Genomic DNA, 26,088 nt, shown 5'->3' on the forward strand with positions numbered 1-26,088 from the left:
GTGTTTCCCCAGCTCGGAGGCTTACGCCTCGACGCGGGCAGGGTGATCGGGCCGGGCCGCCACCAGGGATGCCAGCTCGCTGCGGGATCCGACGCCCAGCTTGGGATACGCCTTGTAGAGGTGGTAGCCGACCGTCCGGGGGCTGAGGAAGAGCTGCGCGCCGATCTCCCGGTTGCTCAGCCCGCGGGCCGCCAACTGCACCACCTGGTGTTCCTGCGGGGTCAACCGCTGCACGACGCCCGGGTCGGCGGCCCGCACGCTCTCCCCGGCGGCGCGCAGCTCGGCACGCGCCCGCGCGCTCCAGGGGTGGGCCTGGAGCCGGTCGAAGATCTCCAGCGCCGAGTGCAGCACGATCCGGGCCTCGCTGATCCGGCGTGCCCGGCGCAGCCACTCGCCGTACAGCAGCTCCGTGCGGGCCTGCTCGAACGGGGTGCCGCCCTCCCGGTGCAGGGCCACCGCCCGGGCGTACTGGCCGTCGGCGTTGCCGTCCAGCAGCGCCTGGCAGCGCAGTGCGACCGCCCCCGTCCACGGCTGCCGGACGCGCCCGGCCCATTCGGCGTACTGCCGGGCGGCGGCCAGCCCGTCCTCCCGCCGGTCCACCCGGATCGCGGCCTCCACCAGGTCGGGAAGGCTGGCCATCGCGCCGCCCCGGTGCCGCGCGCCCAGCAGGCCGGAGAGTCGGCCGAAGGCCGACTCGTACCGGCCGAGGCCCAGGTCGAGCAGGCTCAGCGCGCCGGCCGCGTGGACGTTGCCCGGCGTCACGCCCCGCGCGATCGGTGCCGCCGCAAGCTCGACGCACCGCTGTTCCTCACCCCGGATGGCGGCCAGGCCGGCGAGCACGGTGGTCAGGTAGACGGCGTGCCGGCGCTGCCCGGTGTCGGCGGCGATCCGCAGCCCCTCCGTCGCGTTGGCCTCCGCGTCGTCGTGCCGGCCCCGCATGAGCTGGGCGCGGGCGAGCAGCGGCAGCACCGAGGCCAGCAGGCCGGCGGCACCCTGCTGACGGGCCACGGCGGCCAGCCGCGCCGCGACGTCGTCCGCGCTCTCCAGGTCGGCCAGCATGATGTGCCACCACCCGATGTCGAGCAGTTCGAGGTGCCGGTCGCAGCCGGTCGTCTCCTCGACCAGGACCCGCAGCGGTGCGACGGCGGCGTCGGTGAGGGCGTTCTGCGCGGCGAACGCACGCGACAGCGCGGTGACCAGGTGGGCGCTGGGCACGCCGAGTTCCTCGGCCCGGGCGGCGGTGCGGTCCAGCGCGTCGAAGTCGCCCGCGTGGGCGGCCGCCCGGCCCGCGCGGAAGAGCAGGTGACCGGCCAGGCTCGGGTCGAGGGCGGCCACCGCCACGGCGGCCTCGGAGAGCAGGCGGTGGGCCTCCCTGGGACGGTCCACCGAGTCCAGCACCATGGCGCGGACCAGGGCGATGTCGGCCAGTCGCACGGGATCGGTGACGTGGTCGGCGGCCTGGTCGGCCAGCGTCGCGGCCCGGTCCAGCTGGCCGGTGTCGGCCGCCGCCTCCGCCGCGACGGTCAGCCGCCGCCCGCGCCGGGCCCGGTCCGCGGTGAGCCCGGCGGCCCGTTCGTACATCGCCGAGACCACGGCGCTTCCCCGCGCCGACCCGCTCCGCGCGGCGGTCTCCAGTGCGGCCGCCGCCTCCTCGTCCGGCCCGGTCGCCATCGCCGACCGGTGCCAGGCGTACGAGCAGACGTCGCCCCGGGCCGCGTAGACCGCCGCGAGCGCCTCGTGCGCCGCCATCCGGCTGCCGGCCTCCACGGTGTCCCGCAGTGCCGAGAACACCAGCGGGTGACGGAACACCAGCCGGCCGTCCACCAGCCGCACGAGCTGTGCCTGCTCGGCGGGGGCCAGGTCGTCCCGGGTGCAGCCGAGGCGCTCGGCGGCCGGGAACACCACGGAGGCGTCGGCGGAGGACGCGTCGGCGGCGACGCCGAGCAGCCGCCGGGTCGCCTCGGGCAGCCGCCGCACCCGCTCGGCGAAGACCTCGTGGAGTCGCTGGTAGCGCGAGGACGGCAGCCGGCGCGGCATGCCGTCGACCGGCAACTCCAGCAGGGCGAGCGGATTGCCCTGCGCCTCGGTGAGCAGATCGGGCCGGAGGTGGCCGGGTACCGGCTCCGACCGCTGCGCCAGCACCTCGGCGGCGGCCGACTCGCCCAACGGCCCGACCGGCAGCTCCGGCAGACCGGCCGGGTCGAACGGGGACACCTCGTCGGTGCGGACCGCGACGATCACCGCGACCGGCTCGGCGTCGAGCCGTCGGACGGCGAAGAGCAGCGCCTGCGCCGAGGCCGGGTCGAGCCAGTGCGCGTCGTCGACCAGGCAGAGCAGCGGGCGTTCCTCGGCCAGCTCGGCCAGCAGGGTCAGCACGGCCAGCCCGACCAGGTAGCGGTCGACGTCGCCGCCGGCCTCCTGACCGAGCGCCACCCGCAACGCCCGGGCCTGCGGGGCGGGCAGGGCGTCGATCCGGTCGATCTCGCGGCCCAGGAGCAGGTGCAGCCCGGCGAACGGGAAGCCCGCCTCCGACTCGATGCCGTCGGTGCGCAGCACCCGCATGTCGTCGGCGCGGTCCGCGGCGTCGCCGAGCAGCGCAGACTTGCCGATGCCGGCCTCGCCCCGCAGGACGAGCACACCGCTGCGCCCGGCCCGCGCCTGCCGGAGCAGGGCGTCGATCCGGGCGGTCTCCTCGCTTCGGCCGTGTAGCACGGGGGTCAACGCTACGCGGCCACCGGGCCCGTCGACACGTACCGCGCGCTGTCCGGCAACGCTCTCCCGCGCGGACCTCAGGCCGCGTACGGGACGCGCTGGCGGGCCTCCCGCAGTGCCCGCCCCCACCAGCCGAGCTGGTCCAGGACGGTCTTGGCGGCGTTGTCGCAGCCCTGCGGTTCCACCGGCGCCCCCGCCTCGTCGAACCTGTCCCAGCAGCCGTGGAAGCTGACGGTGTCCCGCACCGTCGTCGCGTGCACCTCGGCGAAGACCGGGCGCAGATGCTCCACCGCGCGCAGCCCGCCGGAGACCCCGCCGTAGGAGACGAAGCCGACGGGCTTGGCGCGCCACTCGTCGCGGTACCAGTCGATCGCGGTCTTGATCGAGGCCGGGTAGCTGTGGTTGTACTCGGGTGTCACCACCACGAAGGCGTCGGCGGCGGCCAGCCGTGGCGCGAGCGCGTCCACCGCCGCCGGCTGCGGGGCGCCGAACGCGGTGAGCGTCGGCGGCAGGTCGACCTCGGCCAGGTCGACCACGTCGATCTCGAAGCCGTCGTGCCGGCGCGCCCGGTCGACGAACCAGTCGGCCACGACCGGGCCGAACCGGCCCGCCCGGGTGCTGCCGACGATGACGGCGAGCCGCAGCTTCTGCGTGGTCATGGTGCTCTCCCAGTGCGTTCGGGGTGGGTGTGCCGACCACGCTAGGCAGCCGGCGGGGCCCCGCCATCTGTCAACTGACCGGTCGACCGGCCCGGCCCGGCCCCGGTGGCCGGTACGGTCGTTCGACAGATGCCCGACGAGGGTTCGCGTCCCTACCGTCGGTGCCCATGACCACCGCACCCGCACCGCAGTCGTCGGCTCCGGCCGTCCGCACCCGCTGGGCCCCGGTCGTGGCGGTCGCCCTCGCCATGCTCGTGGCGACCTCCGAGATGAGCATGGCCGGCGTCGTACTGCCCTCGATCGGCGCCGACCTGGGCGCCGACCCGGCCGCCACGACCTGGGTGCTGCTCGCGTACGCGCTGCCGATGGCCGCTATCGCCATCCCGGCCGGCCGCTGGGCCGACCGGGCGGATCCCCGGCTGATCCTCGCCGTGTCCATGGCCGGTGTCGGGGTCACCAGCGTGCTCGCCGCCCTCGCCCCGGCGCTGTGGGTGCTGCTGGCCGTACGGCTGCTCCAGGGCGTCGCGGGCGGGCTCACCCTGGCGGTCTACCTGCCGGTCATCGCCGCGACCGTGCGGGCGGACCAGCGGGCCCGCGTGATCGGCGCGGTGGTGACGATCATGACCGTCGGCGGGATGGCCGGCACCTCGTCAGGCGGGCTGGTCGCCGGCGCCGTCGGTTGGCGCGCGGTGTTCCTGCTGAAGCTGCCTCTCGTCGCGGTCGCGCTCTGGCTGGGCCTGCGGGCGTTGCCCCGCGACGGCCGGGGGCTGCCCGCCCCGGGGCTGCCGCTGCTGCGCGAGGCGGTGCTGCTGGGCGGCACGGTCGCCGCGGTGCTCGTCGCCGTCGACGAGATCACGGCCCGGCCGGTGCTGGCCGCCGGGCTCGGCGCGCTGTCCGTGGGACTCGGCCTGACCTGGGCGCGGTTGCCCGCCTCACGGCCGGTCGTCGCGCTGGTCCGCGCCCGCCGTTTCGGGTTCACCACCCTCGGGCTGTTCCTGGTGTGCTTCAACGTCGCGGTGACGGTCTTCCTGCTGCCGTACTTCGTCGCCGACGTGCTGCACGAGGGCCCCGAGGTGGCCGGGATGCTGCTGCTGGTCCAGATCGGCGCCATGACGGTCACCTCGCCCGTCGCCGGCTGGCTCGCCGACCGGGTCGGCGCGCTGCCGACGGCGGCGACGGGCGCCGGGCTGACCGCCGGGGCCACGCTGCTGCCGGTCACCCTCTCCGCCGACGCCGGGCTGGTGCACCTCGGCTGGCAGGTCGCGCTGATCGGCGTCGGATTCGGCCTGTTCAACACCCCGGTCATCGCGGCGGTCATGGCGACGGCGCCCACCGGCTCGACCGGTGCCGCCGGCGGCGTCGGCGGCACCGTCCGGATGATCGCAACGACGCTCGCGCCGGCGGTCGCCGCGCTGTGCTGGACCGTCGCCGGGGGCGGGCTGGCCGGCTTCCGTACCGCCCTGGTGGTGCTCACGGCGATCCAGGCCGCCGGGGTGCTGGCGCTGCTGGCCGCCCGGGGGCGGCGCACCGCCCCCGGGCCCGCCCGCGCCGACGACTGAGGTCGCGCGATCCGGGGATGGGCGCCGACATGTGGTGACGGCGGTGCCACGCGACCGGGCGCAGCCGGCGGGCTGAGCCGCCGACACTGTGCGGCCGGCACCCGTACGGCCGGCGGGAGGGGTTACCTTGCGCAGATGGATCTGGCGTACCTGCGGGCGCACCCGGAGCACCTGCCGACCTTCCTGACCCACCAGCGGATCCGGGAGACGCCGGTCGCCGGCGGCGACATCTGTGCCGCGTCCCGGCTGACGCTGGACGACGGGCACTCGGTGTTCGCCAAGACCTGGCCGGAGGCCGCCGGAAGGCCCGCGCCGGAGGGCTTCTTCGCCGCCGAGGCGGCCGGCCTGCGCTGGCTGCGCGAGGCCGGGACGGTCGCCGTACCGGAGGTGGTGGTGGCGCTGCCCGGGCTGCTGGCGCTGGAGTGGATCGAGCCCGGCGAGCCGACGCCCGAGGTGGCCGAGCGGTTCGGTCGGGAGCTGGCCGGGCTGCACCGGGCCGGGGCGTCGGCCTTCGGGGCCGGGTGGAACGGCTTCATCGGGGCGCTCCCGGCGGACAACACGCCCGATGACGGCCCCTGGTCGGGTTGGTTCGCGCGGGCCCGGCTCGTCCCGTACCTCCGGATGTCGGTCGACGGCGGCGCGCTCACCGGCGCCGAGGCCGGTCTGGTCGAGCAGGTCGTCGAGCGGATCGGCGAGTTCGGCGGTGACGAGCCGCCGGCCCGGATCCACGGGGACCTCTGGCCGGGCAACGTGCTCTGGGGCGCGGACGACCGGGTCTGGCTGGTCGACCCGGCGGCGCACGGCGGTCACCGCGAGACCGATCTGGCGCAGTTGGCCCTCTTCGGCGGCGCGCCGCACCTCGACCGGATCCTCGCCGCGTACGCGGAGCAGTGGCCGTTGGCCGACGGGTGGCGGGAGCGGGTGCCGCTGCACCAGCTCCATCTGATGCTGGTGCACACCGCACTGTTCGGCGCGGCGTATCGGGATGCGGTCGCCCGTACCGCCCGGTCGGCCCTGGCCGGGCTCGGGCGCGCTACCGTCGACGGGTGACCGCCGCCCCGCCGACCGACGGCGCCCTCGCCGACCGGTACGGCCGCGTCGCCCGGGACCTGCGGGTCTCCCTCACCGACAAGTGCAACCTGCGCTGCACCTACTGCATGCCGGCCGAAGGGCTGGCCTGGCTGCCCGGCCCGCAACTGCTCGACGACGACGAGATCGTCCGGCTGGTCGGGGTCGCGGTGCGCCTGCTCGGCGTGACCGAGGTCCGGTTCACCGGCGGGGAGCCGCTGATCCGGCCCGGCCTGGCCGACATCGTGGCCGCCGTGGCGGCGCTGGAGCCGCGCCCCCGCATCTCGCTCACCACCAACGGCATCGGGCTGGACCGGCTCGCCCCCGGGCTGCGCACCGCCGGGCTGGACCGGGTGAACGTGTCGTTGGACACGCTGGATCCGGAGCGGTTCGTCCGGCTGACCCGCCGCCCGCGCCTGGCGGACGTGCTGGCCGGGCTGGCCGGGGCCGCCGAGGCCGGACTCACCCCCGTGAAGATCAATTCGGTGCTGATGCGGGGCATCAACGACGACGAGGCGCCCCGACTGCTCCGCTTCGCCCTCGACCACGGCTACGAGCTGCGGTTCATCGAGCAGATGCCGCTGGACGCCCAGCACGGCTGGGACCGGGCCACCATGGTCACCGCCGACGGGATCCTGGCCGCCCTGCGCGGGGAGTTCGACCTGGTCCCCGACCCGGCGGAGCGTGGCGCGGCACCGGCCGAGACCTGGCTGGTCGACGGCGGCCCCGCCCGGGTCGGCGTGATCGCCAGCGTCACCCGGCCGTTCTGCGGCGACTGCGACCGCACCCGGCTCACCGCCGACGGGCAGGTGCGCGCCTGCCTCTTCGCCACCGAGGAGTCCGACCTGCGCGGCGCCCTGCGGGCCGGGGCGGACGACGACGAGCTGGCCCGGCGCTGGCGGGCCGCGATGTGGGGCAAGCGGGCCGGGCACGGCATCGACGACCCGGCCTTCCTCCAGCCCGCCCGGCCGATGTCCGCGATCGGAGGCTGACCGTGGCAGAACCGACGCGCCCGGCTGACACCGGACCACCGGCCCAGGCACGCCCGGCTGACCCCGGGCCACCCGCCCAGGCACGCGCGACGGTCAACGGGCCGCCCGCCCAGGCCGCCGACGCCGGGGCGCCGGTGACCGTCCGCTACTTCGCCGGGGCGCGGGCCGCCGCCGGCCGGACCGAGGAGACCGCATCCGCCGGGCGGTCCCTGGACGAACTCGTCGTGGAGCTGACCGCCCGGCACGGTGAGCGGCTCGCCGTCGTCCTGAAGGCGGCGAGTTTCCTGGTCGACGGCGTGACCTGTCATGATCGGCGGGCACCGCTACCGGCCGGGGCCACGATCGACGTCCTGCCGCCCTTCGCGGGCGGCTGAGGGAGGCGCACACATGCTGGCGGCACTGGCGTTCGTCGCCACCATCGCGCTGGTCACCGGCCTGATCCACCTCTACCTGTGGAAGCGCCTGGTGCGGGACACCACTGCCCCGGGCCGGTGGCGGCGGATCGGCGGGATCACCGCCCTGGTGCTCGCGCTGCTCGTACCGGCGACCATGGCCGGCACCCAGGCGGGCCTCTACTGGCTCGCGTGGCCGGGCTACCTCTGGCTCGCCGTCATGTTCTACCTGCTGGTCCTGCTCGTGGCGCTGGAAGTGCCGATGGCGGTGGCGAAGCTCGTGCTGCGCCGCCGGGTCGCCGCCGCGGAGCCCACCGCCGCCGCGCCCGAGCCCGCCATGGTCGGCGCGGCGGGTCCGGCGGACCCGCCGGCCGCCGACGCCGTCGCGCAGCCCGACCACGACCCTTCCCGCCGGTTGCTGCTCGCCCGCGGGACGGCGATCTTCGCCGGGCTCACCGCCACCGGCCTCACCGGGTACGGCATCCGCACCGCCCTCGGCCCGCCGCAGCTCGACCGGGTGCAGATCCCGCTGGCCAAGCTCCCCCGCAGCATGGACGGCCTGCGGATCGCCACGGTCTCCGACATCCACCTCGGTCCGCTGCGCGGACGGGCGCACACCGAGCGGATCGTCGCCGCGATCAACCGCCTGGACGCCGACATCGTCGCCGTCGTCGGCGACCTGGTCGACGGCTCGGTGGCCGAGCTGGGCGAGGCGGCCGAGCCGCTGCGCGGCCTGCGCTCCCGGCACGGCAGCTACTTCGTCACCGGCAACCACGAGTACTACTCCGGTGTCGAGGAGTGGGTGCAGGAACTGGACCGGCTCGGCCTGCGGGTCATGCAGAACGAGCGGACGGAGATCCAGGCCCGGGGCGGCGTGCTCGACCTGGCCGGGGTGAACGACGTCACCGCCGCCGGCACCGGTCTGGCGGCCCCGGCGGACTACGCGGCGGCGCTCGGCGACCGCGACCCGAACCGCCCGGTGGTGCTGCTCGCCCACCAGCCGGTCGCGGCGACGGAGGCGGCGAAGTTCGGCGTCGACCTCCAGCTCTCCGGGCACACCCACGGCGGCCAGATGGTCCCGTTCAACCTGTTGGTGAAGCTCCAGCAGCCGGTGGTCTCCGGCCTCGGCGAGGTGGACGGCACCAAGGTCTACGTCACCAACGGTGCCGGCTTCTGGGGCCCGCCGGTCCGCGTCGGCGCCGAGCCGCAGATCACCCTGGTGGAGCTGCGCTCCCGCTGACCCATAGCGCGGGCGGCCGGCGTTGTCCAGCACCGGATGCTCAGGTCACGGGTGTGCGTGGCGACGGGTGGGTAATGGCGCGGGCGTGACAGGATGCGGCGTGCCTCCGTTCAGTCCCGCACCCCCCGGCGGCGTCCCGCCGTTCGTCGCGGATCTGCACATCCACTCGAAGTACTCGCGCGCGTGCAGCCGCGACCTCACCCTGCCCAACCTCGGCTGGTGGGCGCGGCGCAAGGGCATCGGGGTGCTCGGCACCGGCGACTTCACCCACCCCGCCTGGTACGACCACCTCCGCGAGACGCTGCACCCGGCCGAGCCCGGCCTGCACCGGCTCAGCCCGGAGGCGGAGCGGGACATCGCCCGCCGGCTGCCGCCCCGGCTGGCGAGCGAGGCGGAGGCGGACCCGGTCCGGTTCATGCTCAGCGTGGAGATCTCCACGATCTACAAGCGGGACGACCGCACCCGCAAGGTGCACCACCTGATCTACCTGCCCGATCTGGACGCGGTGGCCCGGTTCAACACGGCGCTCGGGCGGATCGGCAACCTCGGCTCGGACGGCCGGCCGATCCTCGGCCTGGACTCCCGGGACCTGCTGGAGATCACCCTGGAGGCCAGCGCCGACGGCTACCTGGTGCCGGCGCACATCTGGACGCCGTGGTTCTCCGCGCTGGGCTCCAAGTCGGGCTTCGACGCGATCGCCGACTGCTACGCCGACCTGGCCGAGCACATCTTCGCCGTGGAGACCGGCCTCTCCTCCGACCCCGACATGAACTGGCGCGTCGGCAGCCTGGACGGCTACCGGCTGGTGTCGAACTCCGACGCGCACTCGCCGCCGGCACTGGCCCGGGAGGCGACCGTCTTCGCCACCGCCCGCGACTACTTCGCGATCCGGGACGCCCTGCGTACCGGTGACGGGCTCGCCGGGACCATCGAGTTCTTCCCCGAGGAGGGCAAGTACCACGGGGACGGGCACCGGCTCTGCGGGATCAACTGGTCGCCCGAGCGGACCCGGGCCGCCGACGGCCGCTGCCCGGAGTGCGGCAAGCCGCTGACCGTGGGCGTACTCAGCCGGATCGAGGAGCTGGCCGACCGGCCGTCGGGGCACCGGCCCACGCACGCCCCCGACGTCACCCACCTGGTGCCGCTGGCCGAGATCCTCGGCGAGATCAACAAGGTGGGCGCCCGGTCCAAGCGGGTCGAGGGGAAGCTCCACGAGCTGATCGCCGCCCTCGGCCCGGAGCTGGAGATCCTCACCAGCACGCCGCTCGACGAGATCGGCCGGGTCGGCGGGGAACTGCTCGCCGAGGGCATCGGCCGGCTGCGCCGGGGCGACGTCCGCCGGGTCCCCGGCTACGACGGCGAGTACGGCGTCATCACCCTCTTCGACCCGGCCGAGCTGGGCGGCAACGCCGGCGGGGCCCAGGAGACGCTCTTCGACGTACCCGTGCCGGCGCAGCGCACCCCGGCGGAGCCGGCGCCGAAGCCCCGGGCCAAGCGCCCGGCGGCGGCCAAGCCCGAACCGAAGCGCAAGGCCGCGCCGGCCGCGCCCCCGCCCCCGATCGCGCCGACGCCCTCGCCGCACGAGCCGTTCGAGCCGATGCTCGCCGGCATGGAGGAGGTCGGCACCGGCCTGCTGGACCGCCTGGACGCCATGCAGCGGGTGGCCGCCTCCGCGCCGGGCGGGCCGCTGCTCATCGTCGCCGGGCCGGGCACCGGCAAGACCCGGACGCTGACCCACCGGATCGCCTACCTCTGCGCGGAGCTGAACGTCTTCCCGGAGCAGTGCCTGGCGATCACGTTCACCCGACGGGCCGCCGAGGAACTGCGGCACCGCCTCGACAGCCTGCTCGGCCCGGTCGCCGAGGACGTCACCGTCGGCACCTTCCACTCGCTGGGCCTGACCATCCTGCGGGAGAACGCCGACGCCGTCGGCCTGCCGGCGGACTTCCGGATCGCCGACGACGCCCAGCGGGCGGAGGCCCGCGCCGAGGCCGGCGACGACGAGGCCGGCTACGCGGCGCTGCTGCGCAAGCAGGACCTGGTGGACCTGGACGAGCTGCTGACCCTGCCGGTCGCGCTGCTGAGGGCCGACAAGAAGCTGGTACGGCACTACCGGGAGCGCTGGCGCTGGATCTTCGTCGACGAGTACCAGGACGTCGACGAGGTGCAGTACGAGCTGCTGCGCCTGCTCAGCCCCGCCGACGGCAACCTCTGCGCGATCGGCGACCCGGACCAGGCGATCTACTCCTTCCGGGGCGCCGACGTCGGCTACTTCCTGCGCTTCTCGCAGGACTTCACCGACGCCCGGCTGGTGCGGCTGAACCGCAACTACCGCTCCTCCGCGCCCATCCTGGCCGCCGCCGTGCAGGCCATCGCGCCGTCGTCGCTGGTCCGGGGCCGCCGACTCGACCCGGCCCGGCTCGACCCGGAGGCCCCGCTGGTGGGTCGCTACCCGGCGGCCTCCGTCGCCGACGAGGCCGACTTCGTCGTACGCACCATCGACGAGCTGGTCGGCGGCCTCTCCCACCGGTCGCTGGACTCGGGGCGGATCGACGGCCGGTCCACCTCGCTCTCGTTCTCGGACATCGCGGTGCTCTACCGCACCGACGCGCAGGCCGCACCGATCGTGGACGCGCTCGCGCGGGCGAACATCCCGGTGCAGAAGCGCTCGCACGACCGGCTGCGGGACCGGCCCGGGGTGTCCGCCATCGCCCGCGAGCTGCGCCACGCCGACGGGCTCGACGGCTCGCTGGCCGCCCGGGTCCGGTTGGCCGGGCAGGTGCTGGCGGAGCGCTTCGCGGTGCCCACGTTGGACGGTGCCGGCGCGGTACGCCCGGAGGACGTCCGCTCGGCCGTCGACCTGCTCACCCCGCTGGCCCGCCGCTGCGGCGACGACCTGCCGCTGTTCCTGTCCCAGCTCGCCACCGGGGCGGAGGTGGACGCGCTCGACCCGCGCGCCGAGGCGGTCACCCTGCTCACCCTGCACGCCGCCAAGGGGCTGGAGTTCCCGGTGGTCTTCCTGGTCGGCGCCGAGGACGGGCTGCTCCCGCTGCGCTGGCCCGGCAGCACCCCCGATGACGACGCGATCGCCGAGGAACGGCGGCTCTTCTTCGTCGGGCTGACCCGGGCCCAGGACCGGCTGTACGTGACCCACGCGGCCCGCCGCAGCCGGCACGGCACGGAACGCGAGTGCGCCCCGTCGCCGTTCCTCGACGTCATCGACCCGGGCCTCTTCGAGCGCTTCGGCGAGGCCGAACCCCGCCGCCCCCGCGACCGTCAGCTCCGCCTCATCTGACCGGCCCCGCCGGCAGCCCGCCGGTGGTCGTCGCGGCCGCGGCGCTGGTCGGCTTCGGCTGGCTCTGGTGGATCGGGCTGGGGCTGACCGCCGGTCGCCTCGTCAGGCGGCCAGGGCGGCCAGCCAGGCGCCGGTGAGCAGGGCCGGGCCCAGCGGGAGCGGGGTGTCGCGACGCACCCTGCCGGACACCAGCAGGACGAGCACCAGCACACCGTGCAGCAGGTGCGGCAGGATCAGCCCGAGCGCCAGGGACGACCCGCCGAGCCAGCCGAGCGGCAGGCCCAGGACGGCGGCGAGCTTCACGTCGCCGAAGCCCAGCCGGGAGCCGGGCAGCACCGCCAGCACCACGTGGCAGGCGAAGCAGAGCGCCGCCCCCGCCACCGCGCCGAGCAGGCGCCCGGGGCTACCGGCCGTCGCCGCCGCGCCGGTCAGCCCGCCGGCGGCGACCAGCGCGGCGGCACCGACCAGCGGGTCGGGCAGCCGCAGGCAGGCCAGGTCGACCAGGGCGAGCACCAGCCCGACGGCGGCCAGCACGAGGAGGACCGGCAGGACCGGATCCGCCCCCAGGGCCGCCGCGAGCCCGGCGAAGGCGACCGCACCCGCCGTCGCGCCCCACCCGGCGGACGGCACCGTCCCGGCCACGCGCACCACGCCCGGCGCGGCCTCGACGACGCGCGGCGTGGACCCGGCGTCCCGCACCGCGTTCGAAGCGGCGCCGGCGACTCGGGGTGCGAGCGGGGCGGTGAAGTGGCGGGCGACCCGGGGTGCGGCGAGGCCGGCCAGGGCGCCGAGCAGCGCCACGCATGCCAGCAGCCCGGTCGACACGGGCGGACGCTACCGGCGCGACGGCTCCGGCGCGGCCCCCCGGACGGGACGTCGGGGTCTCTCGGTGCTCACCACGAGGGCCACCCCGGCGACGATGACCGCGCCGCCGAGCACCACCCGCGCGGTGACCGGCTCGGCGGCGAACAACGCGCCGAGCGCCACCGCGACCACCGGGTTGACGTAGGCGTACGTGGAGGCCAGCGAGATCGGGGCGTGGTGCAGCAGCCAGACGTACGCGGTGAAGGCGACCAGCGAGCCGGCCACCATCAGGTACGCGAGCGCGAGCCACGACCGGGTGGTCACCGCGCCCAGGTCGAAGCCGCGCAGCTCGCCCCGGCCCACCGAGAGGAGGGCCAACGCCGCCGCCCCGGCGAACATCTCGTAGACGGTGGCGACGAACGGATCGGCGGGCATCCGGATCCGCCCGGAGAGGAAGGAGCCGACCGACCAGCAGGTGGCCGCCGCGACCACGGTCAGCGCCCCGGCGAGCGGCACGGCGTCCGCCCCGCCGGTCGGCAGCACCAGCAGCACCAGGCCGACGAAGCCCAGCGTCACCCCCGCCAGCGTCCACGACCGGGGCCGGTCGCCGGTGACCGTACGCAGCAGCACCACCAGCAGCGGAACGGTCGCCACCAGCAGGGCGGCGACCCCGGACGGCACCGCCACCCCCACCGGACCGGACTCGGCGAGCACCACCAACCCGTTGCCGCAGGCCAGCAGGAGGATCCCGACCAGCGCGGCCGAGGCGAGCTGTCGCCGGTCCACCCGCAGCGCGCCCCGCCCCCGCCGTGCCCGCAGCACGACCGCCAGCACCAGGCCGGCGGCGGCGAACCGGGCGGCCGCCGAGCCGAGCGGCGGCATGGACTCCACCACGATCTTGATGCCCAGGTAGGTGGAGCCCCACAGGACGTAGACCAGCAGCAGCGCGGTCCAGAGCAGGGCCGGCGTGGCAGCAGCCGGACGACCCGCCCCGGCGGCCGGGCCGGGCCGGGTACCTGCGTCGACGGGCGGCTGCGCACTCGGTGGAGGTGGGCTCATCGGTGGACACGCTACGGTGACGTCGGCGTCGGCGTCCCCGGTTGGTGGCCGGCCTCTCACCACTCGCACGGGAGGCGTGCATGGCGAACTACGGACCACCGGGTCGCGGCAACCCGGACCCGTGGCACGGGCGGTACCCCGACGAGTCGTACGGTCCGTCGGCCGGGTCTGCGGGGCAGGAGCCCTGGGCGGACGCGTACGGCCCGCCCACGCCGGGGCACGGCCCGGTGCCGTACGCCGCCCGGAGCGACGGCACCGCCGGCCCCTCCCCGTACGCGGAAGGTCCCGCCCCGCCACCGCGACGCCGGCGCGGGCGGGCGGCCCCGGTCGTCGCGGTGCTGGCCACGGTGACGTTGCTGGTGCTGGTCGGCGGGGCCGCGGTGCTCTACCTGCTCGACCAGGACGACAGGAAGCCCGTCGCCACGCCGAGCGGGCCCGCGCCCGCGGCCCGGACCGACCCGCCGGAATCCCCGGCGGGCGCGACGGCCGCCGCGCCGAGCACACCCGCCCCCGAGTCCTCCACCGATCCGCGCTTCGTCAAGGCCGGCCAGTGCGTCCGCAACGACGGGCCGGCCGGCGGCAAGCCCAAGCTGCTGATCAGCGAGTGCGCGCCGCAGACCTACGAGGTGCTGCGCCGGATCGACGGGGCGACCAGCGGCGAGAAGGACGCCGCGGCGAAGTGCGCCAAGGTTGACGGCTACACCAACTGGTACTTCTTCGACAGCGAGCTGGACACCCTCGACTTCGTGCTCTGCCTGAAGCAGCGCTGAGCCACCGCACCCCTGAGGAAGAGATGACGACCTACGGATCACCCGCACAGCCGGACGACCCCTACCAGCGCCCGCCCGGCACCCCGGGCGGCCCGCCCCCCATCGACCCGACCCTGCCGGAGTGGGGGCAGCCGCCGGCAGCCGCGCAGTGGGGCCAGCCGCAGCCCGGCGGCGAACCGCAGTGGGGCCAGCCGCCGTACGGGGGTGAAGCGCCGGCCACCCCGCAGTGGGGCCAGCAGGACCCGGCGTGGAACCAGCCCGCGCAGCCGCCGGCCCCGGAACCGGGCTACCCCCCGCCGCCCTCCTCCGGGGCCGGGTACCCGCCGCCCACGTCCGGAGCCGGATACCCGCCGCCGACCTCCGGGGCCGGATACCCGCCGCCCACGTCCGGAGCCGGATACCCGCCGCCCTCCTCCGGGGCCGGCTATCCGCCGCCGCCCGGGGTGCAGCCGCCGGCGGGCCAGGGGGGATACCCGCAGGCGGGTCCGTATCCGCCGGCCGGGCCGGCACCCACGCCGGGCAACCAGTGGGGCGCCCCGCCGCCGGGGCCCGGCGGGTACGCGATGCCGCCGGCCGCTCCGCCCGCGAACAAGAGCGGTGGCAAGGTCGCGCTGATCATCGGTCTGGTGGCGGTGCTCCTGCTCTGCCCGTGCCTCGGCCTCGCCGGCTGGGGATTCTGGCAGGCCGGCGACGACGACCCGGTCGCGGCCCCGACGGGGAACGCCACCGCCGGCCCGACGGGCCAGCCGACGAGCCAGCCGACGGCCCAGCCGACGAGCGAGCCCACGGACGAGCCCAGCGCGGAGCCGACCACCGCCGCACCGAGCCCCAGCAGGAAGGAGTTCGCCAAGGGCGACTGCGTGGTCAACGACGGCACGGCCAGCAAGGCCGAGCTGCGTAAGGTGCCCTGCGGTCCCAACACGTACGAGGTGCTCCTGCGGATCCCGGGCACGGCGGACGGCGACCGGTGCAAGACCCGGGCCCCGGAGGCGACCGCGAACTACGTGCACGACAACTCGATCGACTTCCTCGACTACGTGCTCTGCCTGAAGAAGCGCTGATTGCCAAAACTAGGGCTGTCTAGCATGGACGCTAGACAGCCCTAGTTTTGTGTCGAGACCGATCCCGGTGACCCGACACGCCGGTTGCCCCATCTACGGATGTCTAGTCCCCCAGCTAGACGGCCCGATACTGTGCGATGCGTGGATCCGGTCCGCAACCCGTACGCCCCGGGAGCCGGTCAGCGTCCCCCCGAACTCGCCGGGCGGGGGCGCGAGCTGGACGTCTTCGACGTCGTGCTGGAGCGCATCGCCCGGGGCCGGCCGGAACGCAGCCTGATGCTCACCGGCCTGCGCGGGGTCGGCAAGACGGTGCTGCTCAACACCCTCCGCTCCCAGGCGATCAACCACCTCTGGGGCAGCGGCAAGATCGAGGCCCGACCGGACCAGTCGCTACGCCGCCCGATCGCCGCCGCGCTGCACATGGCCGTCCGGGAGCTGGCGCCCCGGCACCGCGCGCCCGACCGGATCGACGCCTTCCTCGGCGTGCTCAGGGCGTTCGCCCAGCGGACCGCGCCGACCGGCCGCGGCACCGCCGCCCCGAAGCTGCGCGACCGGTGGCAGCCGGGCATCGACGTGCCCGCCGCCACCGGCCGCGCCGACTCCGGCGACATCGAGATCGACCTGGTCGAGCTGCTCACCGACGCCGCCGCGGTGGCCGCCGACGTCGGCACCGGCATCGCGATCTTCATCGACGAGATGCAGGACCTCGGCCCGGAGGACGTCTCCGCGCTCTGCGCCGCCTGCCACGAGCTGTCCCAGCTCGGCGCGCCGCTGATCGTGGTGGGCGCCGGGCTGCCGCACCTGCCCGCCGTGCTCAGTGCGGCCAAGTCGTACTCGGAGCGGCTCTTCCGCTACCAGCGCATCGACCGGCTCGACCGGATCGCCGCCGACCAGGCGCTCTGCGCGCCGGCCGAGCGCGAGGAGGTCGAGTACGAGCAGAAGGCGCTCGACCTGCTCTACGAGAAGTCCGGCGGCTATCCCTACTTCGTCCAGGCGTACGGGAAGGCGACCTGGGACCACGCGCCCCGCTCGCCGATCACCTCCGCCGACGTACGGGTCGCCGCGCCCGAGGCCGAGGCCGAGCTGGCCGTGGGCTTCTTCGGCTCCCGCTTCGAACGGGCCACCCCGGCCGAACGCGAGTACATGCGGGCCATGGCCACGCTGTCCCTGGTGGAGGGCGAGGCGGACGGCGGGGGACGCGACGACATGGACGCCGCCGTGCCGACGGCGGAGATCGCCCGGGCCCTCGGGCGCAAGCCGGCCAGCCTCTCCCCGGCCCGGGACGCGCTGATCAAGAAGGGCTTGATCTACTCCGGTGAACGCGGCACGGTCGCCTTCACCGTCCCGCACTTCGGCCGCTACCTGCGTACCCAACCGGCCTGACCGGCCACCACGGACCGCGCCGGGCGTCAGACCTTGGACCAGGGCGGCGGGAAGAGCACCTCGCCGCGCGGCGGCGGACCCTCGCCGCTCGTGGTCGGCGGCAGCACCAGCGCCTGCCAGGGATCGCCGAGACCCGACCAAGGGCTGGTCAGGCCCATCCGGTCGGCCCGGCCGAAGCCGAACCGGTGGTAGTAGCCCGGGTCGCCGAGCACCACCACCAGCCGCTCGCCCAACTCCGTGGCCGCCTCGATGGCGGCCTGCACCACCGCCGTGCCGAGGCCGATCCGCCGCCGGTGCGGCGCGACCGCCACGGGGCCGAGCGCCAGCGCCGGCGCGGTGTGGTCGTCGGACTTCACCCGGACCCGGGTGAGCAGGGCGTAGCCGACGACCTCGCCGCCGTACTCGGCGACCATCGCCAGCTCCGGCAGCCAGGCGTCGCTGTCCCGCAGCTCCTGGACCAGCCCCACCTCGGGCGGCGCGGTCACGTCGGGGCGGGCGAACGCGCCGGCCAGCACCCGCCGGACCGCGCCGGTGTCGGCCGGGTCCTCGGGTCGCAGCCGTAGCGTCGTCACGCGGGGCACGTTACCCCTCACAGGCCGTCCATCAGCGACGGTCGCTCGAATCGGCGTGGCGCGAGGTGCACGTCCGCCGATCCGGATCGGCGGTTGCGGGGGTAGCCGGGCCGACGACGGGGTATGACTGACCCATGAAACCCGTACGTTCCCTCGCCCGCGCCATGCTGAGCGGCATCTTCGTGGTCAGCGGGTTCACCAACCTCCGGAACCCCGGGCGGCTGGTCCCGGCCGCGAAGCCCGTGACGGACCGGGTGACTCCGCTGCTGGAGAAGGCCGATCCCCGCATCCCCACCGACACCGAGACGCTGATCCGCGTCAACTCGGCGGTGCAGGTCGGCGCCGGGCTGATGCTCGCCACCGGACGGTTCGCCCGGCCGGCGGCGCTGGTCCTGGCCGGCACGCTGGTCCCGGTGACCCTCGCCGGGCATCCCTTCTGGAACAACGACGACCCGGCGGCACGGCGCAACAACCAGATCCACTTCCTGAAGAACCTCGGCCTCTTCGGCGGGCTGCTGCTCGCCGCCGCCGACACCGGCGGCAGGCCGGGGCTGCGGTGGCGGACCGGTCACCGGATCGGCCACTCCCGACGTTCCGTGCAGCGAGCCGTCCGTACCGCCCGCAGGGAGGCCCGGATCGCCGTACGATCGGCAGCGACGGCCCGTCGACTGCCTGGCTGACCTGCGTCGATACCTCCCCCCGCCCGGGCCTTCACGTGTCAACGCCGCGAATCACCTGAACCACCCGACAGGCGTTAACGCGGTGGAAATGTCAAAAACATGTGTGGGATCGGACACGGTCGCATAACGCGGGAGGCATTAACGTGAGGCGCCGTTCTAGGCTCCGTGCAGGACCTGGACGGGTAGGACGACCTTGGTACGGGGGTGGCCACGCCATGCCGGCGACCGTCGGAAGACGGGTGGACCGCCTCGCCCCAGTCCGTCGCGTAACGCGTGGGATCGATCGTAGGACAGTCGTACGGGCTGGCATCGTGGCCGCCGTCGCCTATGCCGCATGGCTCGCCATCGGTGCTTTCGGGCGGCCGTACAACTTCTTCGACATGAAGATCTACCACGGCGCGGTGGTGTGGTGGGCGAGCGGTCACGAGCTCTACGAGTTCATCGCACCCGGCACCACCCTGGGTTTCACCTACCCGCCGTTCGGTGGTCTGGTGATGCTGCCGATGGCGCACCTGCCGGTCGAGCTGGCCGGGATGGTCAACGCGCTCGCCAGCATCGCCGCCCTGGCCGTCGTGCTGGCCGGGCTGCTCCGCCCGATCGTCGACCGGCTCGGCTGGCCCCTCTGGTTCACCGTGGGGATCGCGACGCCGCTGGCGGTCGCCGTCGAGCCGGCCCGGGAGACCCTCGGCTACGGCCAGGTGAACCTGCTCCTCTTCGCACTGATCATGGCCGACCTGATCGGCCTGCGCTGGCGGGCCCGCCGGGGCACCCACATCCCCCCGACCGACGGCCCGCTGCTGCGCTTCGTCTACAGCGGGGCGTGGGCCGGCGTGGGCATCGGCCTGGCCACCGCCGTCAAGCTGACCCCGGCGCTGTTCATCGCCTACCTGATGATCACGCGGCAGTGGCGTGCCGCGACCACCGCGATCGGCACGGTGATCGCGGTGACCGTCGGTTCCTTCGCGGTCGTCGGCACCGAGTCGCGGGCCTACTTCGGCGGCGTGCTCTGGCAGACCGAGCGCGTCGGGGCCGCCGACATGACGCCCAACCAGTCGCTGGCGGGGCTGCTGGCCCGGCTGTACGACTCGATCGAGACGCCCGGCCTGCTCTGGCTGGCGTTCTCGGTGCTGATGCTGGCGGTCGGTCTCTCCCGCGCCGTCAACGCCCGCGCCGACGGCGACGAGCTGACCGCGTTCACGCTGGTCGGCCTCACCGCCAACGTGATCAGCCCGATCTCCTGGACGCACCACCTGGTCTGGGTGATCCCGGCGATCATCGTGCTGGCCGACGCCGCCGTACGCCGCCGCGAGGCCAGCCGCGGGTTGGCGCAGCGGGCCGGCCAGGGCGGGTACGGCGGGCCGCCGGGGGTGACGGGGCTGCGCCCGCCGATCTGGTACCCGACGCTGACCGGGCTCCGGCACGGCGTCGCCGCCGTCGGGCTCTACCTGCTCTTCCTGGTCTCCCCGATCTGGCCGTACGAGCACCAGCTCCCCGAGGTGTCGCACTACCAGGACGGCCTCTTCGGCGCCCTGATGGAGAACTCCCTGGCGCTGGCCCTGATCCTGCTGGTCGCCGCCCTGCCGTGGCGCCCTGGCGCCGAGCCGGCCTTCTACGCCGACCGGTTCGGCCGGCAGGCCGCGCCGAGCCTGCGCCGCTGACCGGGTGGGCCGCCCCTCAGGGGCAGTTCACCCACTCCTCGGTGCCGTCGGCGAAGACCTGTCGCTTCCAGATCGGCAGCCGCGCCTTGACCTCGTCGACCAGTCGGGCGCAGGCCGCGAACGCGGCGGCCCGGTGGGCGGTGCTGACGGCCGCCACCAGGGCCGCGTCGCCGATGTCGAGCGGGCCCACCCGGTGCGACACGGCAACCGCGTACACGTCCGGGTCGGCGGCTATCTCGGCCGCGACCTCGCGCAGGATCCGCCCGGCGCTCGGGTGGCCCTCGTACTCCAGGCTGGTCACCGCGCGGCCGTGGTCGTGGTCGCGGACCACCCCCTGGAACGAGACCACCGCGCCGGCCCGGCGGTCGGCGACCGCCGCCTCGTGCGCGGCGAGGTCGAGCGGCCGGTCGGTGACCTCGCCGAACGTCGCGGGCCGGCCCGACGCGTCGGTCGTCGGCGTGGTCACCACGCACGCTCCCCGGGCAGCAGCGGCAGCGGTACGACCGGCACCCGGTCCCCCGGCTCGCCGGAGGTGCCGGGGCGGATGACGGCGAACCCGTCGGCGCCCGCCAGCCCGCGCAGCATCGCCGAGCCGACGTGCCGGACCGGGTGGGCGGTGCCGGCGGTCCGGTCCAACCGGACCAGCGCCAGGTGGGTGTACGCGCCCCGGCCGCGCACCGGCTCGGCGAGCGTGACGTGCGGCAGCACCGGCATCGGGCGGCCCGCCAGGCCGGCCAGCAGCGGGGCGACCAGCGAGACCAGGGCGACGATGGCGGACTGCGGGTTGCCGGGCAGCCCGGCGACGAACCGGACCCGGCCGTCGGCGTCGACCAGCCGCGCCAGCAGCATCGGGAAACCGGGCCGCACCGCCACCGTGTTGACCACGTAGTCCGCGCCGAGCGCCTCCAGCGTGGGATGCAGGTGGTCGACCGGCCCGTGCATCGTGCCGCCGGTGGTGCACACGAGGTCGGCGGTGCTCAGCGCCGCGCGCAGGGCGGCCACGTGCGCGGGGAGCGTGTCCGCCACCGGTCCGACGATGTCCGACGGGCGGACCAGGCAGCCGTACCGGCGCAGCCAGGCCGGCACCGCCGGCCCGAGCGCGTCGCGCACCCGTCCGGCGCCGGGCGGGCCGGCGGTCAGCAGCTCGTCGCCGAAGACCAGCAGCGCGGCGCGGGGCTGCCGCCGCACCAGCAGGCTGTCGTGCCCGCAGGAGGCGGCCAGGCCGATCAGCGCCGGGTCCACCGGCGTGCCGGCGGGGACCAGTTCCTCCCCGGCGTAGGCCTCCTCGCCCGGCTCGCGCCACTCCGGCGCCGGCCGCGGCGTGCCGTCGACGAGGCCCTCCGGCGTACGACGGGACTCCTCCACCCGCAGCACGGCCGTGGTGCCCTCCGGCACCATCGCGCCGGTGGCGATCTCGACGGTCGTCCCGTCGTCGGTCAGCGGGGCCGGGGTGCCGCCCGCCAGCACCCGCCCGACCGGCCGCCACGGCCCGGTGCCGCGCACGGCCCAGCCGTCGACGCTGGAGGTGGGGAAGGCGGGCAGGTCCGTGCGGGTGGCCAGCGGCTCGGCGAGGGTGTGCCCGTCGATCTCGGCGAGCGGCCGGCTGACGGCGGGGAGCGCGGCGGCCAGGCCGACCGCGTACACCCGGGACCGGGCCTCCTCCCAGCCGGCGGGCGGGGGCGCGGTGGCCGGCTCGGCGGCCGGGGCGGTTTCCGTGCTCACCGGCCGAGCCTAACGGTGCGGCATGCCGGCCGCGCCGTCAGCGGCGCCGCGCCCACCGGTTGGTCGCGGCCCTCCCGCGTCGTCAGTGGTCGCCGCCGCGGAGCTGGTCGACGGCGTGACGGAGGATCGGCCCGAGCACGGCGAGGCCGTCCCTGGCCCCGCCGGTCGACCCGGGCAGGTTGACCACCAGCATCCGGCCGACGACGCCGGCGAGCCCCCGGGAGAGCGCGGCGGTGGGGACCTTGTCGCGGCTGTGCGCCCGGATCGCCTCGGCGATGCCGGGGATCTCGTGATCGAGCAGCGCCCGCGTCACCTCCGGGGTGCGGTCGGAGGGGTTGATCCCCGTACCGCCGCTGGTCAGCACCACGTCGATCCCGTCGGCCAGGGCGGCGCGCAGCGCCTCGCCCACGGGTTCGCCGTCGGGCACCACCACGGGCCCGTCCACCTCGCAGCCGAGGTCGCGCAGGCCCGCGACGAGCAGGGGACCGCTGGTGTCCGCGTAGACCCCCGCCGCGGCCCGGTTGGACGCCACGACGACCCGGGCCCGGATCACGGCCGCTCCTGCGGGCGGACCCACAGGCCGGTCTTGCCGCCCTCCTTGCGCAGCACCCGGACCGCGTCGACGCTGGCCGCCGGGTCGACCGCCTTGACCATGTCGACGAGCGCCAGCCCGGCGACGGCCACCGCGGTCAGCGCCTCCATCTCCACGCCGGTGCGGTCCGCCGTCCGCGCGGTGGCGGTGATCTCGACGGTGTCGTGGGTGAGCGTCAGGTCGACCGTGACGCCGTGCAGGGCGATGGGATGGCAGAGCGGGATCAGGTCGGGGGTGCGCTTCGCGCCCATGATGCCGGCGAGGCGACCGACCGCCAACGCGTCGCCCTTGGGCAGCCCGTCGCGGCGCAGCAGCTCGACGACCTCTGGTGTGGTGCGGAGCCGGCCGGCGGCGACGGCCAGGCGGCCGGTGACCGCCTTCGCGGAGACGTCGACCATGCGGGCCGCGCCCGCCGGATCGACGTGGGTGAGCTGCGCGGGATCGGTCACGCCCGCGAGCCTATCTTTCCGGTACGGGTGCAGGGGATCACCGGCGCGGGCACGCAGCGTCGCGGCGCCGGGCGACGATGGGCCCCGCACCGGCTGAACCGACGTGCCTTTCGATCGCGCGACGGCCGCGACTCCGGGCGAGTGGGCCACCCCTGTCGCGAATTCGGAACGCGTTTCCGGCCCGTTGTCCCGCGGCCGTTTCCATCCCACTTCATGGACCGGGCCGATAGCCCTCCCTTCCCGGTGGACGGTGGCCCGGCATGCCGTCCTCGAACGACGGACGTCATTGACTCCGCAACGCCACGGAAGCGATCATCACCATCGGGAGAATCTTCCGGCCGTATCGATCGGGGCGGCAACGGGCAACATACGGAGTGCATCTTGCTCCGGTCGTTCCGTGACCTCGCCGGGAGCGGCGGCAGGCGGTGAGCGCTGACGGAACCACCCGGGCGGATGGGCGCACCGGCACGGAAGCGGTGGCCCCGACCACGCGATGTGCCCAGGACACGGGCCACGACCCGGTGCCACGCTGTCGGCCGCTGCAAACTGCACCGTCGTGTCCGATGCGCCGACGCCGCCACCGGTTCATTATCTAGCGTTAACCGGAAGTCGGCAGAAACACAGCACTGAGTTCCCGGCCAGAAGCAGAAAGTCACGTCGCAGGGCACGGTTCTCATCCATTGCCCATAGTCACATATATCCCTCCATAATTGGCCGAACCGCACTTAGGCTGTCGGCGTCGCGGAACACAGCCGCGCAAGGGCCAACGCGAAACCGGGGAGGGATAGCGATGTCGGCACACGAGTGGAACTGAGCATTGTGGCTGGCGCGTGACCGCGGGTAATCTTGGCGTGCTTTGCAGCCGGAAGCAGTCGGGATGCCGTGACACGACTGAACGTGGGCAAGACAGAGGCCGAGCGGCGGCTCACGCTGCACGTCGGCCTCGTCTGCGTTGCGGCCGCCATCGCGGCCGCCCTGTGTCTCCGCGAGCTGACCCAGCTGGGCTGGTCACGCAACCACCTGACGCTCTCGCTCACTCTGATCTGTCTGGCTTTCCTCGCCATGACGATCAAGTGGCGGATCCGGATTCGCGCGACGGTCCACGCGATCTCCTGGAGTGAGACAGCGATCATCCTGAGCCTGGCGGTTGCGCCAACTCCGCTGGTGATCCTGACCACCGGCATCGGGGTGGCGATAGCCCAGTACCTCGCCAAGCTCCCGCCCTTGAAGGCCGCCTTCGGCGTGGCCAAGACCATGCTGCTGGCGGTGGGCGGCGGAGCAGCCCTCCACGCGGCCGGAGGATCGCCACCGATCACCGACCTGTGGCCGGCCCTCGGCCCGATCGGGGTCGCCTACGCCGTCACGGTGGTCCTCGACGAATTGCTGACCCTCCCGGTCATCGCACTCGCCACGGGCACCCGGCTCAGGCAACTCTTCCGCGAGGACCTCGGGCTGCGCCTGACGAGCGCGCTGGCGCGCTTCGTCCTCATCGTCACCACGTTGTTCATCCTCCATGGGGATCCCCGGCTCCTGCTGGCGGTGCCGCCCCTCGTACTCAGCCTCCACCTGCTCTACTCCAACCGGGTCAAGGCCCGCACCGAGCAGCAGGCGTGGCAGCGGCTGGCCCGCACCACCGACGCGCTCAACGTCGTCGACCTGGACAAGGTCCTCACCACCGCGGTCACCCAGGCCGCCGAGCTGTTCTCCGCCGACGAGGTGGAGATCGAGCTGCGCGACGGTGGCCGGACAGTACGCGGCGGTGCCGTCGCCATCACGTACGACGGGCCGGCCGGCGAACCGACCGCCGTGGACGGCACCGTGGTCCCCGCCGCCCTGGAGGGGCACGACCGGACGGTCGACGTGGGCGTACTGCGGCTGCGGTTCCGGGGGCCCGTGCAGCTCTCCGAACGGGAGCAGTACACGCTGCGCACCTTCGCCTCGGCGCTCTGCACGGCGGTACGCAACGCGCAGGCGTACGCCGAGCTGGCCCGGGTCGCCGACGAGCACGCGTACGCCGCCACCCACGACGCGCTGACCGGGCTGGCCAACCGCCGGCACCTGCTCGACCAGGGCACCGAACAGCTCGACACCCGGCACGCCGACGGGGTGACCGCGCTGGTGCTGATCGACCTCAACCACTTCAAGGAGGTCAACGACACCCTCGGGCACGCCGCCGGGGACCACGTCCTGGTGCAGGTCGCCGAGCGGCTGCGCGACGCCGCCCAGGAGGGGGACCTGGTGGCCCGGCTCGGCGGCGACGAGTTCGCCGTACTCCTGCGGGGTCTGCCGGCCCCCGCGGTGGCCGCGCACCGCGCGGAGACCCTGCTCGCCACGCTGCACGAGCCGTTCGACCTCGACGGCATGCGGATCAGCGTCGAGGCGAGCGGCGGGATCGCCGCCGCACCCGCCACCGGCGGCATGCCGGAGCTGCTGCGCCGCGCGGACGTCGCGATGTACCAGGCCAAACGGGCCGGTCAGCGGACCTCGACGTACGCACCGACCCGCGACACCGCCGACCTCGGCCGGCTCACCCTCGGCGGCGAACTGCCGCGCGCCGTCGCCGACCACGAGTTCACCGTCAACTTCCAACCCATCGTCGACCTGGGCACCGGCCGGGTCACCGGCGCGGAGGCCCTCGCCCGCTGGCACCACCCCACCCACGGAATGATCGACCCGCTGCGCTTCCTGGAGGCGGTGGAACGCTCGGGCCTGCTCCCCGCCTTCGCCGAGGCGATCCTCGACCAGGCCCTGATCGCGGCGGGCAGCTGGCGGGACGCCGGCTTCGACGTGCCCGTGGCGGTCAACGTGTCGCCGCGCAGCCTCCTCGACGCCCGCTTCCCCGGCTCCGTGCTCGCCCGGCTGCGGGCCCACGACCTGCCCCCCGACCGGCTGGTGCTGGAGCTGACCGAGACGCTCACCCTCAGCCAGCTCGACGTGGTCGATCGGGTGCTCAGCCGGCTGCGCGACGAAGGGGTCCGGCTGGCGCTCGACGACTTCGGCACCGGCTACTCCTCCCTGTCGCTGCTCTCCCGCATCCCCGTGCACGAGCTGAAGATCGACCGCAGCTTCGTGACCGCCATGGAGACCTCCGCCGAGGCCGCCGCCGTCATCCGCTCCACCCTCGACCTGGGCCGCAGCCTCGGGCTCGACGTGGTGGCCGAGGGCGTGGAGAGCGAGCCGCAGCGCCGGGCCCTCTGGGAGCTGGGCTGCACGGCCGGCCAGGGGCACCTCTTCGCCCGGCCGGTGCCCGCCGGCACGCTCCTCGCGGCGTTCCGGCGCGGCTCCGGGGGCAGCCCCGGCACCCTCGCCCCTCCACTGCACGACGCTGGCGCCGTGATCCGGCTCGCCCCGGGCCGCCGGCCGGGCGGGCGTGGCCGCACCGACCGCCACCTGCCCGCCTGACGCGGCGGCAGGCGCCAAC

The 26,088-nt window shown here is 75.0% G+C and carries 21 protein-coding genes; 12 read left to right on the forward strand and 9 right to left on the reverse strand.

Translation table 11 applies throughout. The features are described 5' to 3' along the window. Positions 1-21: 21 nt before the first annotated feature. Together ABZ573_RS16020 and ABZ573_RS16025 are read right to left on the reverse strand one after the other, a co-directional pair. Complete coding sequence (locus ABZ573_RS16020; protein ID WP_358118756.1) at positions 22-2,712, reverse strand: AAA family ATPase; 2,691 nt, start codon at positions 2,710-2,712, stop codon at positions 22-24. Positions 2,713-2,789: 77 nt separating this feature from the next. After that, positions 2,790-3,371: an NAD(P)H-dependent oxidoreductase gene (locus ABZ573_RS16025; RefSeq protein ID WP_151454009.1), complete on the reverse strand. Its 582-nt coding sequence runs from the start codon at positions 3,369-3,371 to the stop codon at positions 2,790-2,792. Positions 3,372-3,538: 167 nt separating this feature from the next. Here ABZ573_RS16025 and ABZ573_RS16030 point away from each other — a divergent pair, with 167 nt between their 5' ends. The 6 genes from ABZ573_RS16030 (at position 3,539) to ABZ573_RS16055 (ending at position 11,917) form a co-directional block, all read left to right on the forward strand. After that, positions 3,539-4,930 (forward strand): MFS transporter, encoded by a 1,392-nt coding sequence (locus ABZ573_RS16030; protein WP_151454010.1) that lies wholly within the window; start codon positions 3,539-3,541, stop codon positions 4,928-4,930. A gap of 135 nt (positions 4,931-5,065) precedes the next feature. After that, positions 5,066-5,980, forward strand: coding sequence for a fructosamine kinase family protein (locus tag ABZ573_RS16035; protein WP_151454011.1), 915 nt, complete (start codon positions 5,066-5,068; stop codon positions 5,978-5,980). Continuing rightward, a complete protein-coding gene (moaA, locus tag ABZ573_RS16040) occupies positions 5,977-6,990 on the forward strand; it encodes a GTP 3',8-cyclase MoaA (protein ID WP_151454012.1) in 1,014 nt (337 codons plus the stop codon). The genes ABZ573_RS16035 and moaA overlap by 4 nt, the downstream gene beginning before the upstream one ends. Before the next feature lie 134 nt (positions 6,991-7,124). Beyond that, complete coding sequence (locus ABZ573_RS16045; protein WP_151454019.1) at positions 7,125-7,364, forward strand: MoaD/ThiS family protein; 240 nt, start codon at positions 7,125-7,127, stop codon at positions 7,362-7,364. Between the two features lie 13 nt (positions 7,365-7,377). Next, complete coding sequence (locus ABZ573_RS16050) at positions 7,378-8,622, forward strand: metallophosphoesterase (RefSeq protein ID WP_132235534.1); 1,245 nt, start codon at positions 7,378-7,380, stop codon at positions 8,620-8,622. 100 nt (positions 8,623-8,722) lie between these two features. Then, entirely contained in the window at positions 8,723-11,917 is a 3,195-nt protein-coding gene (locus ABZ573_RS16055; protein WP_358118759.1) for a UvrD-helicase domain-containing protein, read from the forward strand. 102 nt (positions 11,918-12,019) lie between these two features. On the opposite strand, the gene ABZ573_RS16060 is transcribed toward ABZ573_RS16055, so the two are convergent. Next, on the reverse strand, positions 12,020-12,742 hold the full coding sequence (locus tag ABZ573_RS16060; RefSeq protein WP_358118761.1) for a prepilin peptidase: 723 nt from the start codon (positions 12,740-12,742) through the stop codon (positions 12,020-12,022). 9 nt (positions 12,743-12,751) lie between these two features. Then, a complete protein-coding gene (locus tag ABZ573_RS16065; RefSeq protein ID WP_358118763.1) occupies positions 12,752-13,780 on the reverse strand; it encodes an EamA family transporter in 1,029 nt (342 codons plus the stop codon). Between the two features lie 227 nt (positions 13,781-14,007). On the opposite strand from ABZ573_RS16065, the gene ABZ573_RS16070 reads away from it, so the two are divergent. The 3 genes from ABZ573_RS16070 (at position 14,008) to ABZ573_RS16080 (ending at position 16,994) form a co-directional block, all read left to right on the forward strand. Then, positions 14,008-14,550 (forward strand): hypothetical protein, encoded by a 543-nt coding sequence (locus ABZ573_RS16070; protein WP_192581353.1) that lies wholly within the window; start codon positions 14,008-14,010, stop codon positions 14,548-14,550. A 23-nt stretch (positions 14,551-14,573) separates the two neighbouring features. Beyond that, the gene (locus tag ABZ573_RS16075) at positions 14,574-15,611 is read left to right on the forward strand and encodes a hypothetical protein (protein WP_358118765.1); all 1,038 of its coding nucleotides are present in this window, start codon (positions 14,574-14,576) and stop codon (positions 15,609-15,611) included. A 141-nt stretch (positions 15,612-15,752) separates the two neighbouring features. Further along, on the forward strand, positions 15,753-16,994 hold the full coding sequence (locus ABZ573_RS16080; RefSeq protein ID WP_151456334.1) for an ATP-binding protein: 1,242 nt from the start codon (positions 15,753-15,755) through the stop codon (positions 16,992-16,994). A gap of 26 nt (positions 16,995-17,020) precedes the next feature. Here ABZ573_RS16080 and ABZ573_RS16085 read toward each other — a convergent pair whose 3' ends face one another. After that, on the reverse strand, positions 17,021-17,575 hold the full coding sequence (locus tag ABZ573_RS16085; protein WP_151456335.1) for an N-acetyltransferase: 555 nt from the start codon (positions 17,573-17,575) through the stop codon (positions 17,021-17,023). A 125-nt stretch (positions 17,576-17,700) separates the two neighbouring features. On the opposite strand from ABZ573_RS16085, the gene ABZ573_RS16090 reads away from it, so the two are divergent. Next, positions 17,701-18,246, forward strand: coding sequence for a DoxX family protein (locus tag ABZ573_RS16090; protein WP_151456336.1), 546 nt, complete (start codon positions 17,701-17,703; stop codon positions 18,244-18,246). A 215-nt stretch (positions 18,247-18,461) separates the two neighbouring features. Continuing rightward, positions 18,462-19,904 (forward strand): glycosyltransferase 87 family protein, encoded by a 1,443-nt coding sequence (locus ABZ573_RS16095; protein ID WP_151456337.1) that lies wholly within the window; start codon positions 18,462-18,464, stop codon positions 19,902-19,904. Between the two features lie 16 nt (positions 19,905-19,920). Here the strand turns inward: ABZ573_RS16095 and ABZ573_RS16100 are convergent, their stop codons facing one another. From ABZ573_RS16100 to moaC, 4 genes are all read right to left on the reverse strand, one after another. Further along, the gene (locus ABZ573_RS16100; RefSeq protein WP_327030025.1) at positions 19,921-20,370 is read right to left on the reverse strand and encodes a molybdenum cofactor biosynthesis protein MoaE; all 450 of its coding nucleotides are present in this window, start codon (positions 20,368-20,370) and stop codon (positions 19,921-19,923) included. Beyond that, on the reverse strand, positions 20,367-21,626 hold the full coding sequence (locus ABZ573_RS16105; RefSeq protein WP_358118769.1) for a molybdopterin molybdotransferase MoeA: 1,260 nt from the start codon (positions 21,624-21,626) through the stop codon (positions 20,367-20,369). The genes ABZ573_RS16100 and ABZ573_RS16105 overlap by 4 nt, the downstream gene beginning before the upstream one ends. A gap of 82 nt (positions 21,627-21,708) precedes the next feature. Next, entirely contained in the window at positions 21,709-22,179 is a 471-nt protein-coding gene (locus ABZ573_RS16110) for a MogA/MoaB family molybdenum cofactor biosynthesis protein (protein WP_358118771.1), read from the reverse strand. Further along, positions 22,176-22,667 carry a cyclic pyranopterin monophosphate synthase MoaC gene (moaC, locus tag ABZ573_RS16115; protein WP_358118773.1) on the reverse strand — a complete coding sequence of 164 codons (492 nt, stop codon included), beginning with the start codon at positions 22,665-22,667 and terminating at the stop codon, positions 22,176-22,178. The genes ABZ573_RS16110 and moaC overlap by 4 nt, the downstream gene beginning before the upstream one ends. A gap of 999 nt (positions 22,668-23,666) precedes the next feature. Here moaC and ABZ573_RS16120 point away from each other — a divergent pair. Continuing rightward, positions 23,667-26,069 (forward strand): bifunctional diguanylate cyclase/phosphodiesterase, encoded by a 2,403-nt coding sequence (locus tag ABZ573_RS16120; protein WP_358118939.1) that lies wholly within the window; start codon positions 23,667-23,669, stop codon positions 26,067-26,069. Positions 26,070-26,088 lie beyond the last annotated feature (19 nt).

The sequence above is a fragment of the Micromonospora sp. NPDC007220 genome (genome assembly GCF_040634035.1).
GTDB classification, from domain to species: Bacteria; Actinomycetota; Actinomycetes; order Mycobacteriales; family Micromonosporaceae; genus Micromonospora; species Micromonospora reichwaldensis.